12 protein-coding genes are annotated in these 14313 nt (G+C 68.4%); 7 read left to right on the top strand and 5 right to left on the bottom strand.

All coding sequences use genetic code 11. The annotated features are described in order from the left end of the window. The first annotated feature begins 212 nt into the window (after positions 1-212). The 4 genes from G9Q41_RS14105 (at position 213) to G9Q41_RS14090 (ending at position 4731) form a co-directional block, all read left to right on the top strand. Positions 213-1187 carry an aldo/keto reductase gene (locus G9Q41_RS14105; protein ID WP_207631081.1) on the top strand — a complete coding sequence of 325 codons (975 nt, stop codon included), beginning with the start codon at positions 213-215 and terminating at the stop codon, positions 1185-1187. A gap of 186 nt (positions 1188-1373) precedes the next feature. Beyond that, a complete protein-coding gene (locus G9Q41_RS14100) occupies positions 1374-1679 on the top strand; it encodes a YrhK family protein (RefSeq protein WP_092524284.1) in 306 nt (101 codons plus the stop codon). After that, on the top strand, positions 1679-2908 hold the full coding sequence (locus G9Q41_RS14095) for a helix-turn-helix domain-containing protein (RefSeq protein ID WP_165632905.1): 1230 nt from the start codon (positions 1679-1681) through the stop codon (positions 2906-2908). Before G9Q41_RS14100 ends, G9Q41_RS14095 begins: the two co-directional genes overlap by 1 nt. A gap of 209 nt (positions 2909-3117) precedes the next feature. Beyond that, the gene (locus G9Q41_RS14090; protein ID WP_165632906.1) at positions 3118-4731 is read left to right on the top strand and encodes a long-chain fatty acid--CoA ligase; all 1614 of its coding nucleotides are present in this window, start codon (positions 3118-3120) and stop codon (positions 4729-4731) included. 96 nt (positions 4732-4827) lie between these two features. Here the strand turns inward: G9Q41_RS14090 and G9Q41_RS21990 are convergent, their stop codons facing one another. Beyond that, entirely contained in the window at positions 4828-4950 is a 123-nt protein-coding gene (locus G9Q41_RS21990; protein WP_165632907.1) for a cell wall metabolism sensor histidine kinase WalK, read from the bottom strand. Between the two features lie 708 nt (positions 4951-5658). Between G9Q41_RS21990 and G9Q41_RS14080 the strand changes: the two genes are divergently transcribed. After that, entirely contained in the window at positions 5659-7155 is a 1497-nt protein-coding gene (locus G9Q41_RS14080) for a potassium/proton antiporter (RefSeq protein ID WP_165632908.1), read from the top strand. Positions 7156-8044: 889 nt separating this feature from the next. On the opposite strand, the gene G9Q41_RS14075 is transcribed toward G9Q41_RS14080, so the two are convergent. Together G9Q41_RS14075 and G9Q41_RS14070 are read right to left on the bottom strand one after the other, a co-directional pair. Next, positions 8045-9469, bottom strand: coding sequence for an MBL fold metallo-hydrolase (locus G9Q41_RS14075; RefSeq protein ID WP_165632909.1), 1425 nt, complete (start codon positions 9467-9469; stop codon positions 8045-8047). A 196-nt stretch (positions 9470-9665) separates the two neighbouring features. Further along, positions 9666-10253: a TetR/AcrR family transcriptional regulator gene (locus G9Q41_RS14070; protein WP_165632910.1), complete on the bottom strand. Its 588-nt coding sequence runs from the start codon at positions 10251-10253 to the stop codon at positions 9666-9668. A 105-nt stretch (positions 10254-10358) separates the two neighbouring features. On the opposite strand from G9Q41_RS14070, the gene G9Q41_RS14065 reads away from it, so the two are divergent. Together G9Q41_RS14065 and G9Q41_RS14060 are read left to right on the top strand one after the other, a co-directional pair. Then, positions 10359-11033, top strand: coding sequence for a haloacid dehalogenase type II (locus G9Q41_RS14065; RefSeq protein WP_165632911.1), 675 nt, complete (start codon positions 10359-10361; stop codon positions 11031-11033). Between the two features lie 101 nt (positions 11034-11134). Continuing rightward, complete coding sequence (locus G9Q41_RS14060) at positions 11135-11974, top strand: arginase family protein (protein ID WP_165632912.1); 840 nt, start codon at positions 11135-11137, stop codon at positions 11972-11974. A gap of 77 nt (positions 11975-12051) precedes the next feature. Here G9Q41_RS14060 and G9Q41_RS14055 read toward each other — a convergent pair whose 3' ends face one another. Together G9Q41_RS14055 and G9Q41_RS14050 are read right to left on the bottom strand one after the other, a co-directional pair. Next, positions 12052-13104 (bottom strand): zinc-dependent alcohol dehydrogenase family protein, encoded by a 1053-nt coding sequence (locus G9Q41_RS14055; RefSeq protein WP_165632913.1) that lies wholly within the window; start codon positions 13102-13104, stop codon positions 12052-12054. Between the two features lie 61 nt (positions 13105-13165). Further along, on the bottom strand, positions 13166-14179 hold the full coding sequence (locus G9Q41_RS14050) for an NADP-dependent oxidoreductase (RefSeq protein WP_165632914.1): 1014 nt from the start codon (positions 14177-14179) through the stop codon (positions 13166-13168). Positions 14180-14313 lie beyond the last annotated feature (134 nt).

Raw genomic sequence — 14313 nt, 5'->3', positions numbered from 1 at the left:
AATCCGTTGTCGGGATTCGCGTCGAAACCTCGCGGTCAACATGGCGAAGGCTGGAGCCGAGTCGCCAGCGAATGATCCGGATTCACCCCGGAAGAGTGTTTTTTCGTACTTTTTGCGGGGCTTGGAAACTCGGATGTTTACACGAAAGAGTGCTCCTGTGACGTTGTGCGTTCGAGGTGGCGAAAAATCGCCGTTTCCGGTGTCATGGAAGTATGCAGACCACAGTGTTGGGTAAGACGGGTATGGAGGTGTCCCGGATCGCCTTCGGCACCTGGCAGCTGGGTGGCGAGTGGGGATCCTTCGACGAGGAACAGGCCGTCACCGCGATCCGTCACGCGCGTGAGCTGGGGGTCAATTTCTTCGACACCGCACAGGCCTACGGCTTCGGCAAGTCCGAGGAGGTCCTGGGGCGCGCGCTGCAGGACGAGTTGAAGAGGGATCGGGACAGTCTGGTCATCGCGACCAAGGGTGGTATCAACCCCGGAGGGGAGCGCCCGCGGGACGCGCGACGCGCGAACCTGCGTCAGGGCGTGACCGAGAGCCTGAGCGCTCTCGGCGTGGACCACATCGACCTGTACCAGGTGCACTGGCCGGACGAGCAGACCCCGGCCGAGGAAACCGCGAGCGCGCTGCAGGAGCTCGTGGACGAGGGCAAGATCCGCCACGTGGGCGTGTCCAACTACGACGCGGCTCAGATGGCCGATTTCGACCGCACCCGTCCCGTTGAGACGCTCCAGCCGCCGTACCACCTGTTCCGGCGGGGCATCGAGCGCGAGGTGCTGCCCTACACGCGCGAGCACGACATCGGGGTGCTCGCCTACAGCCCGCTGGCCAGCGGGCTGCTGACGGGCAGGCTCTCCGCGGAGAGCACCTTCGAGTCGAGTGACTGGCGTGCCCACTCCTCGGCCTTCCAGGGGGAGACGTTCCGGCGCAATCTGGAGGTCGTGGAACAGCTCTCCCGCTTCGCCGCCGAACGCGGGACGAACGTGAGTCAGCTCGCGATCGCCTGGGTGCTCGCCCAGCGCGGTGTGCACGTCGCGATCGTCGGGGCGCGGAGTCCGCGCAACATCGAGAACAGCCTGGCCGCCGCCGATCTGGAGTTGACCCAGCAGGACCTGGACGAGATCGACAACATCGCCTCCTCCGGAGTGTCGATCGAGGGGGCCAGCCCGGAAGGCGTGGCCTGAGGAACCCCTGAGGGCTCGTACGCCCGGTCGAGCAATCACGGCCGTCCCCGCGCGGGTCGCGCACCCGCGCGGGGACGGCCGTTGCTCGTTTCTCCGGAGCCGCGTGGATCGGGAGACCTCCCCGGATGTCTTCCGGCGCGGCTGTGCTCGCCGCTTCACGCCCCGGTCGGGTGCGAGGATGGGCAGATGAGCGAGTCCTCCGATCCTTTCGCCTCCACCCCGCTGGTGCTGCGGATCGGGCACGAGGAACTGTCGATCCGCAAGCGCTACGAAGCACTGAGCATCGTCAACGACATCCTCATCGCGCTGTGGTTCGTGGTAGGCAGCGTCCTGTTCTTCTGGGAGAGCACCACCTTCCTCGGAACCTGGTTCTTCCTCGTGGGCAGCATCGAGCTCGCGATCCGGCCGGCCATCCGGCTGAAACGACAGCTGCACCTGCGCAGGTTGCACGCTCCCGCCCGGTCGAGCGCGGAGTCGGAGCAGGACTTCTAGTGATCGACCGCACGAGCGCAGAAGGGGGTCCTTCCGGGGTGCACGAGGGCGCTTCCGAGGCGGCGGCTCGGTTGGCGCGCTCCATGCTCGCCGGGATCGACTCCGTCACGGACCGGCTGGTCGACGACATCATCGCGGAGAACCCCGAGTACTACGAGTCCGAGCGCGTGGCCGAGTCCGATCTGCGCGACTCCTGCCGGGCGAACCTCCAGCGGGTGCTGCAGCTGCTCGGCCGGCGCGTTCCGCCCGGAGCGGATCCCTACGACGCCGCCCGGCGAACGGGGAGGTTGCGTGCCGAGCAGCGGGTCGCGCTCGATCTGGTGCTGCGCTCCTTCCGGCTCGGCGGTCGCGTGGTGTGGTCCAGCGCCCTCGAAGCCGCGCGGGAGGAGCACGCGTTCGACCCGGACACCCTGCTGGAGGTCGGGACCTCGATCTGGAACGTGGTGGACGCGGTCTCCCTCGCGGTCTCGGATTCCTACCGTGCCGCCGAGCTGGAGCTGCTCCGGGGCGACGAGCAGCGTCGCCAGGTGCTCGTCGACGGGTTGCTGCGCGGTACCGGTACCGACTCCGACTTCGTCGAGTCCGCGCTGCGCGCTCTCGGACTGCCCGCGGTGGGGCCGTACCTGGTGATCGCGGCCGAGATCCCCTCGAGCGTGGCCGACGTGCCCGCTCCGGAGAGCACCTTGCAGCAGCACGGGATAAGTTCGGTGTGGCAGGCCCAGGCCGACACGCTCGTGGGGCTGGTCGCAGTGGGTGACCACCCGCTGGAGGAGATCCCCGGTCTGCTGCGGGACGTCGTGCAGGCGGGCATGGGGGTCTCGCCGACGGTCGACCGCGGTGACGCCGTTCCCCACGCCAGGGAGCTCGCCGTGCTCGCCCTGCGCTCCCTGCCGAGAGGCGCGAGCGAGACGGCGTGGTTGGACCGGCGGTTGCCCCAGGCGCTGGTCGCGCGCTCCCCGGAACTGGCCGACCGGCTGGTGGAGCGGACCCTGGCGCCGGTGCTGAACCTTCCGGAAGCCGAGCGGAGGTTGCTGCTCGAAACCCTCGAGACCTGGCTGGCGGCCGACTGCTCGGCCAAGAGGACCGCTGCCCGGCTCTACTGCCACCGCAACACGGTGCTGAACAGGTTGAGTCGCATCGAGGCGCTGTTGTGCCGCCCGGTTACCGGGGTGCAGGAGACGGTCTGGCTCAGCCTGGCGATGCACGCCCTGGAACTGCGAAAACGCTAGCGGGCTTCCCGGGTGGATCGCGCAACGTGGTTCTCGGGGCTGTCTCTGTTGTGTTGCGTGCACAACACTTCCCGTTCATCAGTGGGCCGGTGACATAGTGCCAATCCCCCTGAACGGCTGATAGACAGTAGTGTGTTCGCCGTCACAGTCCCTGGTCGGGGCTGTGCCGGAGGGGTTCGAGGTGTTTCGCACAGCGGGGAGAGCACGAGATGCAAGCATTGATGCAGGACCGCCCGCTGACCATTCCGCAGCTTTTCCACAGGGCGGAGCGTCAGTTCCACGACAAGAAGATCGTCACGACCACGCTGCGCGGGGAGGCCAGCAACACCTACGGGGAGTGGAGCACCCGCGTGCGGCGGCTCGCCACGGCCTTGGACAACCTCGACGTCCCGCAGGACGCCAAAGTCGCCACCTTCGCGTGGAACACGCAGAGCCACCTGGAGCTGTACTTCGCGGTGCCGTGCACCGGTCGGGTGCTGCACACCCTCAACATCAGGCTGTTCGCCGATCAGGTGGCCTACATCGTCGAGCACGCGAACGACGACGTGATCTTCGTGGACCGCTCGCTGCTGCCGATGCTGTGGCCGATGGCCGACAGGTTGCCTGCGGTGCGCCACTTCGTGGTGATCGACGACGGAGCCGAGGCCGAGATACCGGACGATCCGCGGATCCGGCACTACGAGGAACTGCTGTCCTCGGCGGAGCCGTTCCGCGGCCGGTTCGAGGTCTCCGACGAGAACGCCGCCGCGGCCATGTGCTACACCTCGGGAACCACGGGGCAGCCGAAGGGAGTGGTCTACTCGCACCGCTCCACCGTGCTGCACTCCTTGGTGAGCCTGACGGTGGACGCGGTCGGGCTGAGCGAACGGGACACCATCCTGCCGGTGGTGCCCATGTTCCACGTCAACGCCTGGGGACTGCCCTACGCCGCCGTGTTCGCGGGCTCCTCGATCGTCTTCCCCGGCCCGGCCATGAAACCGGAAGCCCTGGTCGAGATGCTGGAACGACACGGGGTGACCGCCACGGCGGGCGTGCCCACCATCTGGATGGGTATGCTGCCGCTGCTCGGCGAGCACGACCTGTCCAGCCTGCGCGTGGTGGTCGGCGGGGGAGCCGCCATCCCGACCGCCCTCTCCGAGGGGTGGCGCGCGGCGATCGGAATCCCGATCACCCAGGCGTGGGGCATGACCGAGACGAGCCCGCTGGCCTCGGTGGCCAGCCCGCGCAGCCACCACGAGGGGCTGGACACCGAGTCGTTGATCCAGGTGCGTGCCACGCAGGGGCAGGCGGTCCCGCTGGTCGACCTCCGCATCGTGGACATGGACACCGGTGCGGAACAGCCCTGGGACGGAGTCACGCCGGGGGAGCTGCAGGCGGCGGGGCCGTGGATCGCCTCGGCCTACTACGGCGAGGAGGGCTCGGACGCGTTCAGCGCGGACGGCTGGCTGCGCACCGGAGACGTGGCCACGATGGACGAGCACGGCTTCGTGCGGCTGGTGGACCGGACGAAGGACCTGGTGAAGTCCGGCGGGGAGTGGATCTCCTCCGTCGAGCTGGAGAACGCCATCATGGCTCACGAGCGGGTGGCGGAGGCCGCGGTGATCGCCAAGCCCGATCCCAAGTGGACGGAACGTCCCGTGGCCTGCGTGGTCGTGGAGCAGGGCGGGCAGCTGACCGCCGAGGAGGTCTACGACCACCTCAAGGACCGGGTCGCGAAGTGGTGGCTGCCGGACGAGGTGTGGTTCGTCGACGAGCTGCCCAAGACCAGCACGGGCAAGTTCTCCAAGAAGGATCTGCGGGAGCGGTTGCTCGACCGCTCCTGACCAGGACTCGTGGCTGAGCTCCGCGCGGTGGGCGGAGCAGCCTGCACCCGAACCGGGCCCCACGGATGCCGCGGACAGCCGGTGGCCCCACCGGGGTCACCGGCTCGTGGGCACCACGGGCCGGGAGGTGCTCCCGTGTCCCTCCGCGGTGTCCAGCTCGATCCTGCCGCCGTGCGCCCCTGCCGGGATGGGGAGGAAGTCGTCCAGTTGCTGGTCCACCGCTGCTCAGCGACCAGGAACGCAGGACGAGCATCCCGGTCACCTGCGAGAGCAGCGCGGTGATCGTGGCGAGCACGGCGGGGCCGTTCAGTAGCCTGCGGCGCAGCGAACGCGCGCGGAGCCGGTCGGCCATGAGGCGGTGCTTGTTCACGGGACGCTCCTCTCCGGACGGCTCTTGAGGGGTGGGACCGCGTTTCCCGTGTCCCTGGTGGAGTGGTACTTCGTCCGCTCTCCGGTTCGCCTCGGTGGTCGAGAGGGGTTTTCGCGGTGAGAGCGGCATGGCTGACCGTGCGGTGATCCCGCCGGTGCTCCGTCTGATGGGGAACTGGCGCTCAACGTATCGACGGAGCTTTCCGCCTTTCCCGTTCCGGAATTTCCTGAGAAATATTCGCAAATATTTCGCGGAACGTTCCCCCGATCGCGTTGAGCAGGCCGGAACGTTCTGGAACGCGGGGATAGCTGAACTGGGGTTAGCTGAACTGGGGGTAGCTGGACGCGGGGACGCGGTGGGCGGTGCTGCCCGCGGAATCCGTCGGTGGGATCCGCTTTCCTGCGCTGGGCTCTTCGCTTCGACGGGGCGAGGCGGCCGTTCGATCCCGCACGAAGCTGCCGATCTTGGTGTACTTGGACACCACCGACCGCGGTGGCGACGACCCGCAGCTACCCGTGCGTGGCAGCGGTGCAGTCACACGGGAGACCGGGGGTGCGATGAGCCTGAACGAGCTCTACCTGGCGTTGTTCGCGGGCGGTGTCGTTCTCCTGGCGAGCATAGTGGCCACCCGGATCGCGTCCCGGGTCGGTTTGCCGAGCCTGCTGCTGTTCCTCGCGGTCGGAGTGATCCTCGGCGAGGACGTGCTCGGGGTGGACCTCGATGATCCACAGCTGGCGCAGAACCTGGGCACCGCCGCGTTGGCGATCATCCTCGTCGAGGGCGGGCTCACCACCAAGTGGTCCGACGTCTCCGAACTGCTCGCGCCGGCGGGGGTGCTCGCCACCCTGGGAGTCGGGGTCAGCGTCGGGATCACCGCGCTGGGGGCGCACTTCTTCCTGGGGCTCGACTGGCAGCTGGCCCTGTTGCTCGGAGCGGTGCTGGCCTCCACCGACGCCGCCGCCGTGTTCTCGGTGCTGCGCGTGCTGCCGCTGCCGAGACGCATGGTGGGGCTGCTGGAGGCCGAGTCGGGGTTCAACGACGCGCCGACCGTGATACTGGTGCTGCTGTTCAGTTCGACGCCCCTGCGAATGCAGCCGTGGCATTTGCTCGGTTCGCTGGTGTACCAGCTGGTGGTGGGCGCGGCCATCGGCATCCTGCTGGGGGTGATCGGTTCCCTGGTGCTTCCCCGGATAGCGCTGCCCGCTTCGGGGCTCTACCCGCTCGCGATATTCGGGCTGGGGGTGCTGGCCTTCGCCGCGGCGGGTGTGGCCCGGTCCAGCGGGTTCATCGCCGCTTACCTGGCCGGAGTGGTGCTGGCGAACGCGGGGTTGCCGCACCGCTCCGCGACGCGTTCCTTCGCCGAAGGACTGGGGTGGTTGGCCCAGATCGGCCTGTTCGTGCTGCTCGGGCTGCTGGTCACTCCGAGCGAACTGCATCGCGAGGTGCTCCCCGCCCTGGTGATCGGGGTGGTGCTGCTGTTGCTGGCGCGCCCGCTGGCGGTGGTGGTTTCACTGCTCGGCTTTCGGTTTCCGCTGCGAGAACAGGCCTTTCTCTCCTGGGCGGGGCTCCGCGGGGCGGTGCCCATCGTGCTGGCGACCTTTCCCGTGGTGGCCGGGGTGCGGGGCAGCGACCGGCTCGTGGACATCGTGTTCGTGCTCATCCTGGTCCTCACCCTGGTGCAGGGGCCGAGTCTGCGGGCGCTGGCGCGTTGGCTCGGTCTGATCCGTCCGGAGGCGGCTCGGGAGGTCCAGGTGGAGTCCGCGCCGCTCGACGTGCTCGACGCCGAGCTCCTGACGGTCACCATTCCGCGCGGTTCGCGGTTGCACTACGTCACCGTGCTCGAGCTGCAACTGCCCGAGCCCAGCGTGCCTGCTCTCGTGATCCGCGAGTACGGGGTCTTCGTCCCCCGGCCGGAGAGCAGGCTGGAGGAGGAGGACCAGCTGTTGATCGTGACCACGACCGCCAAGCGCGAGGTCACCGAGCGGAGACTGCGTGCGGTGGGGCGCAGGGGCAAGCTGGCCTACTGGTTCGGCGAGTACGGCGACCACATTTGATCACGCTCAGTACCCGGAGTGTGCGGTGGACATGCTGTTTTCACTCTTCCGGAAAGACTTTTTGGCACCTTCGGATGACGTTGATGGAGTACAAGTTGATCGTGGTGCTAGGTTGAAAGCGCTCGTTTCCCGGGTTCGGAAACTGGTTTGTAAGTATCTCTGTGTCTGGGGTTTGGAGTAGATAGGAGGTTTCCGTGGGAAGTTTTCTTCCGAAGGATCCTATGGGTTGTGTCCGGGCAGGTGATTTCGCCTTACTTGACTTGTGCGGTGGCTCCGGCGTGTCGCTGCGGCGCCCGCGCCCTTTATGAGAGTTTTCGTGTTCTTGTTCCGGCGTGAGGTCGCCGTGCGAGGACAGGCTTAATTCGAAGCTGACCGAGTGTCCGAGGCGAATCATTCGAATTTCTCTCGTGTTTTTGTTTTGCGCATCACCTCCGCGTTCGAAGCTTCTTTCGCCTCCGGTTCGTGTGACGAACCGAGCACCGGCTAACTCGGGGCTCGCGCGGAGCCGCGCGGCGGGGAGTGGGCTCCCCGCCGCCGGCCCCCGCCCGGGGGAGTCCCGAGGTCCGGACACTCCAGACCGGCCTTCCGCAATCACCGAGGCCCTGAGCCCCTCGACGTCGAAACTCGCGCAGCGGAGTCAGCCGATTGTCCGGTTTCCCGAGTAACTGCTACGAGTCGACCGGACAGGCTGAATTGACCGGACAGGCTGGTTCGACTTCCGACGTGGTTCCCGTGCCCGTTCCTCCCGGCTCCTGTCCGTCCGGCGCCTGTCCGTAGGAGTTGTCACGCGGACTGCGTCCGCCACGCTCCCGGAACGTGGCAGGACCCGGGATCGTTTCAGGACCCGGGATCGTTTCAGGAACACGGCCGTTTCAGGAGTACGGGCGTTTCAGGAACGAAGCACTTCCAGCCCGGTGCTGTCGGCCGCGGAGAAGGAGTCGTCTATCAGCACAGTTCGCCTGCCCGCCGATTCCAACAGCGAGCTGGCCGCCGCGGCCCGGTATCCGCTGCCGCAGTGCACCCAGACCGTCCCGGAGGGGATATCCTCGGCTCGTTTCGACAGTTCGTAGAGCGGGATGTGCACGGCTCCGGATATGTGGGACTTGTGGAACTCGTTGTTGGTTCGCACGTCGAGGACCACGTCCGCCTCGGGGAACCCGTCGTTCTCCCCGGAGCGGGTCCGCGCGAGGTCGTGAAAGGTGGCCGTGGTGGTGGCGCGCAGCTGTCCCGGGTCGGCGGCGAGCTGTTGGGGGTATCCGGTCGCGGCCGCGGCGAACTTGTCGATGCCTATGCGGGCCAGTTCGCGCTGCGCTTCGGAAACCTCCTCGGGAGTTTCGCCCAGCAGGGTGAGCGGAGCGCCCCAGTCGATCATCCAGCCCAGCCAGGTGGCCAGTGGTCCGTCCAAGCCCAGGCTGATCGTTCCGAGCAGGTGGGAGCGCACGTAGGCCTTGCGGGAACGCAGGTCGACGACCCATTCCCCGCGTTCCAGCCTCCGGGCGAGTTCGTCCGGGGAGGCCTGCGCGGGACGGCGCAGATCGAGTGGTTCGGGCCCCGCGGAGTTGTGCACCCCCATGTGGGCGTAGTAGGCGGGGTAGGTGTCCAACCCGGTGAGGAGCTGGTCGACGAATTCCCGTTCGGAGAGCGTCAGAGCCGGGTTGCAGCGCTTCTCCGCGCCGATGGTGCTGGAGTCGCCTGCGGACTGACTCGCGGAGCAGAAGCTGCCGAAGCCGTGCGTGGGCCACAGGTGTGCGCCGGCGGGGAGTAGCTCGGCGAGTTTGCGGGCGGAGGCGTGCTGGTGTCGGGCCAGGGGTTCGCTGTGCTGCTCGCCGAGCAGGTCGGTGCGGCCGGTGGTGCCGAACAGCAGTGACCCTCCGGTGAACGCGCCGACGGTGCCGAGCTCGCCCTCCAGCAGGTACGACAGGTGGTGGTAGGTGTGCCCCGGGGTGGCCACGACCCTTATGCGCAGGTTCCGGGAGACTTCCAGCAGCTGCCCGTCCTCCAGGGAAAGGTGTCCGAAGGGAAGCTCGTCGGCGGCGGCCATCCCGTAGTCGGCCCCGGTGAGCCTGGCCAGTTCCAGCCCGCCGGAGACGTAGTCGTTGTGCACGTGCGTCTCCAGCACGAGTCCGACCCGCACTTCGCGGCGTCCTGCCACGGCCAGTATCCGGTCCACGTCCCGCTGCGGGTCGACGACCACGGCCGTCCTGCCGTCGGTGGCGAGATAGCTGCGGTCGCCCAGTGAGGAGGTGGCGATCACTTCGACGTCCGGACCGCCGGAGAGTCCGGCACGCCGTGTCTGTGTGTCGTTGGCGGTCATCGGCGAACATCCCTTCGGCCCGTGCTCGTCCGATCCGTTCCTCCAGGGGAGCGCATCTCGGCCGGATATGCATGCCCGGCCGTTGGAGCGGTTCGCTGCTGCTCGCCCGGGATCGACCGAGCGGAGCTTTCCACCTCCGCGTGGTGTTCGTGCGGTGCCGCGAGCCCCGACCGCCGCGCTCATGACCGCGCCGCCGTCAGCCGGTTGCCCGTGGGGGTGTCAACAGTCGCAGGGCCGCCTCGTGCGCCCGGTGCAGCGGCAGTACGTCGTGGCGCAGAGTGCAGCGCACCACGGCGCCTTCCAGCAGCAGGAACCACTCCTCGGCGACCGCCGCGGCATCGGCGCATCCCGCTGTTTCCGCGATGTCCTGCAGTTCCCGCCGGACCCCCTCCTTGTGCTCCTCGATGACTTCCCGCGCCGGGTGCAGCGGTTCGGTCAGCTCCACGGTGGCGTTGACGAAGCCGCATCCGCGGAACCGGTCGGTCACGGTCCACTGCTCGTAGGCGTCGAAGATTCCCGAGAGCCGTTGTTCGGGAGTTGCGCGGTTTTCCACGAACCGGGACAGCGTGCTGCGCCAGGCGTGGTCGCGCGCTCGCAGGTACTCGGTCACCAGCCCGTCCTTGGACCCGAAGTGGGAGTACAGGGTCACCTTGGTGACCTCGGCCCGCTCGGCGATGGTGTTGACCCCGGTGGCGTGGATGCCGTTCTCGTAGAACAGTCGCGCGGCCGTGTCCAGGATCCGCTCGCCGGTGTGCTGTCGTCTGTTCCCCGTGGGACCGGCCATCGGTGCTCCTCGCCGTTGTTGGGCTGCCATTGCTGATATACAAACCGGTATGTATGCTCATGGTATCCCGCCAGGGGCGAGCCGACAGAACAGGGAGAACTCCGGATGAGCACCAGGCAGCACGCCGTCGCCTTCGACGTCCTCGAGACCCTGCTGAACATCGAACCGCTGCGCGAACGCCTCGTCGGGATCGGGCAGCCGGAACAACTGCTGCAACCGTGGTTCATGCGCTTCCAGCGCGACTCGATGGCGCTGAGCCTGAGCGGGGACTTCGGTTCCTTCCACGAGGTGGCGCGTCAGGCGCTGCGCACCGACACCGAGCACACCGCCAGCGAGGCCGACATCGACCACGTGCTCGAGGGCTTCGCCGAGCTGCCCGCGCACTCCGATGCCGAACCGGCACTGCGCAGGCTCTCCGAGTCCGGGGTTCGCGTCGGTTGCCTCACCGTCGGAAATCCCGACGCGACCGCTCGCTTCCTCGAGAGCGCGGGGCTGGCGCGGCACGTCGACCGGGTGGTCACCGCGGAGCAGGCCGGGGTCTGGAAACCCGCGCCGAGCATCTACCGGGTAGCCGCCCACCGGCTCGGAGTCGCCCCGCGCGACATGGCCCTGGTGGCCGTGCACGCCTGGGACTGCCACGGGGCCAAGCGGGCCGGATGCCGCGCGGGGTGGTGCAGTAGGTTGGAGGGCGAGTACGGCGAGGTGTTCACCCCGGCCGACGCCACCGCCGATGATCTCGTAACCCTCGCCGACCGCCTCCTCGAACTGCCCGAGCGCTGACTCGGGGACGGTTGTCGCGGTGGCGGACCGGGAAACTACGAGGAATTCCCGCGCGTCGGATCCGGTGACCCGAGACTTGCGATGTTTGTCGAGGAGGTCCGATGACGCGTGGTGACGTGTCCGCACTGACCGTGTTCCGCGGACGCGCGGGAGACCACAACGAGCGCGGGATGCGCGGAGCACGGTTGCTGGGGGAGGAGCTCACCCGACGCACCGGCAGTGGTTCGGTCTCGATCGGGCAGTCGAGGCCGGTGCTGAACTCCTCGTGGGAGACGGAGCTCGCCGCCGCGCTGCCGGAGCTGCGCCGACTGGCCCGGCGCTACGAGGAGATCCTGAGCGCGGGATCGGTGCCGGTGACGGCCATGAACAGATGTGCGGCGGGGTTGGCCACGCTTCCGGTGGTCGCACGTCATCGCCCCGACGCCTGCGTGGTCTGGCTGGACGCGCACCCCGATCTGAACACCCCGCTGACCTCGGAGAGCGGCTACCTCGGCGGGATGGTGCTGGCCGGAGCCACGGGTATGTGGGACTCCGGGCTGGGCACGGACCTGTCCGTGGACAACGTCGTTCTCGGCGGGGCAAGGGACGTCGACCCGGCGGAACGGCGGATGCTCGACGAGGGGCTGGTGCGGTCCGTTCCCCCCGGTGCCGATCTGCCGGAGCGGCTGCGCTCGGCCGTGGCCGGGCGCCCGGTCTACGTCCACCTGGACTGCGATGTCCTGGAGCCGGGGATCCTGTCCACCGACTACCGGATTCCGGGCGGAATGACCCTCGAACAGCTGCGCGCGGTGTCCGAGGTGCTCGCCAATCACGAGCTCGTCGGCATCGAGCTCGGGGAGTTCGAGGGCGGAGGATCAGCGGAGGACGAGGCCGGGCAGGCGGGTGCCGCCGAGCTGGTCGGGACGGTGGAGCCGTTGCTGCGGTCGCTCGACGACCGGTGATCCCCCGAGACCCTCCCGGTCGCCCCGAACGACCGGGAGGGTCGGCATCGTGACGCGGCCTCCGGACCCGCGTGGGCTCACGGGCGGATCAGCACCTTGAGCGCCTCGCGTTCGTGCATCGCGCGGTAGCCCTCGGCGACGTCGTCCAGCCCGAGGGTGCGGTCGAGCACCAGGCCGGGCTGGATCCGGCCCTCCAGCACGTCCGGCAGCAGCTTCGGGATGTAGTTGCGCGCCGGGGCGACGCCACCGCTGATGGTCACGTTCCCGAGGAACGTCTCGGCCGGTCGCGGGATGTTCTCGTAGGTCGGTGCCCCGACCCGTCCGATCGATCCGCCCGCCCGGACCGCGCCGATGGCGGTGGACAGCGAGTCGGCGGTGCCCACGCACTCCAGCACGCTCGAAGCGCCGTGCCCGCCGGTCAGTTCGCGGATCCGCTCCACGCCCTCGGCGCCCCGCTCAGGGACCACATCGGTGGCGCCGAAACGCTTGGCCAGGTCGGTGCGCTGCGGGTGCCTGCCCATGATGATCACCCGGTCCGCGCCGAGACGGTTGGAGGCCAGCACTCCGGAGAGCCCGACCGCGCCGTCGCCGATGACCACCACTGTGGACCCGAGCCCGACCGAGGCGGACACGGCCGCGTGGTGCCCGGTGCTGAACACGTCCGACAGGGTCAGCAGCGAGGCGCTCAGCGCCTCGTCGGAGCCGCCGGGCAGCTTCACGAGGGTGCCCTCGGCCTGCGGAACCCGCACGGCCTCGCCCTGGCCGCCGTCCACGCCTGCGGCTCCCCAACCGCCACCGTTGATGCACGAGGTGTGCAGCCCCTCGCGGCAGAACTCGCAGTTGTCGTCCGAGAAGGTGAACGGGGCGACCACCACGTCACCCTTGCTCAGCGAGTCCACATCGGATCCGGTCTCCTCGACCACGCCCAGGAACTCGTGCCCGATGCGCTGGGGTTCGGAAGGTGCCTCCTGGTCGGGGGCGAGTCCGATCCCGCGGTAGGGCCACAGGTCGCTGCCGCAGATGCAGGCGTGGGTCACTCGGACGATCGCGTCGGTGCTCGCGTGCAGCGCGGGGTCGGGCACCTCTTCGACGCGAATGTCCTCCGGTCCGTGCAGCAGGGTCGCCTTCAAGCTCTCCTCCGTCCCATTGTGGCTGGTTCGGGTGCTCGCGTCCGGTCCGACGACCGCGGCGTCAGCGGAGGTCGACCAGCATCTTGCCGGTGTTCTCGCCGCGCATCATTCCGAGGAAGGCCTCGGGTGCCTTCTCGAGGCCGTTGAGCACGGTCTCCTCGTAGCGGATCCGCCCGTCACGCACCCAGGGGCCGACGTGCTCGAGGAACTGCTGGTACTGGTCGAAGTGGTCCAGCACGATGAAGCCGCGCGCGGTCAGCCGCTTGGACACCATCTGGAACATGCCGCGCGGTCCCGGCTGCGCCTCGGCCTCGTTGTACTGCGAGATCGCGCCGCACATGGCGATGCGGCCGAAGTCGTTCATGTTGTGGATCGCGGCTTCCAGGTGGTCCCCGCCGATGTTGTCGAAGTACACGTCGATGCCCTCGTCCGCGAGCTCGGCGAGCTGTTCGCCGACGGGGCCCTTCTTGTAGTTGAACGCGGCGTCGAAGCCGAGGTCCTCGGTGATGTGGCGGACCTTCTCGTCGGATCCCGCGCTGCCGATCACCTTGCGGGCTCCGTGCAGCTTGGCCAGCTGCCCGGCGAGGGAGCCGACGGCGCCCGCGGCTCCGGAGACGAACACCACGTCGTCGGTGGTCAGCCCGGCTATCTCGAACAGTCCCGCGTAGGCGGTCAGCCCGGGGGCGCCGAGCACTCCGAGGAACGCGTTGGGCTCGGCGAGCTCGGGGTCGACCCGGCGCGCTGCCGTTGCGTCGAGCAGCGCGTACTCCCGCCACCCCAGGGTGTGCACCACGAGATCACCGGCGGTGAAGCCTTCCGCTGCGGAGGCGGCGACCTTGCCGATGGCCGCTCCGGTGAGTGGTTCGCCGATCTGGAAGGGGGGCACATAGGTGTGCTGGTCGTTCATCTGGCCGCGCATGGCCGGGTCCACGCTCATCACCAGGTTGCGCACCAGCAGCTGGCCCGGTCCCGGTTGTTCGGGGGTGACGGTGGCGATCTCGAAGTTGTCCTCGGTGGGCCAGCCGTTCGGTCGTGCGGCGAGCCGTACTTCTCGTGCTGTGACGGGCGCTGACAACTGCTTCTCCCGCGGGTCGGGTCTTGGTCGGGCTCGGTCCGCGCCTGCGCGCGAACCAATTTCTATTGTATGCAACTTAAAAGAGTACTTTTGTATTGTGTGAAATTAAAAACCGCTCCAGAGGGAGTGCGGCC

Source organism: Actinopolyspora sp. BKK2 (assembly GCF_011291845.1).
Lineage (GTDB): Bacteria > Actinomycetota > Actinomycetes > Mycobacteriales > Pseudonocardiaceae > Actinopolyspora > Actinopolyspora saharensis.
This window is presented reverse-complemented; position numbering and strand designations above follow the sequence as displayed.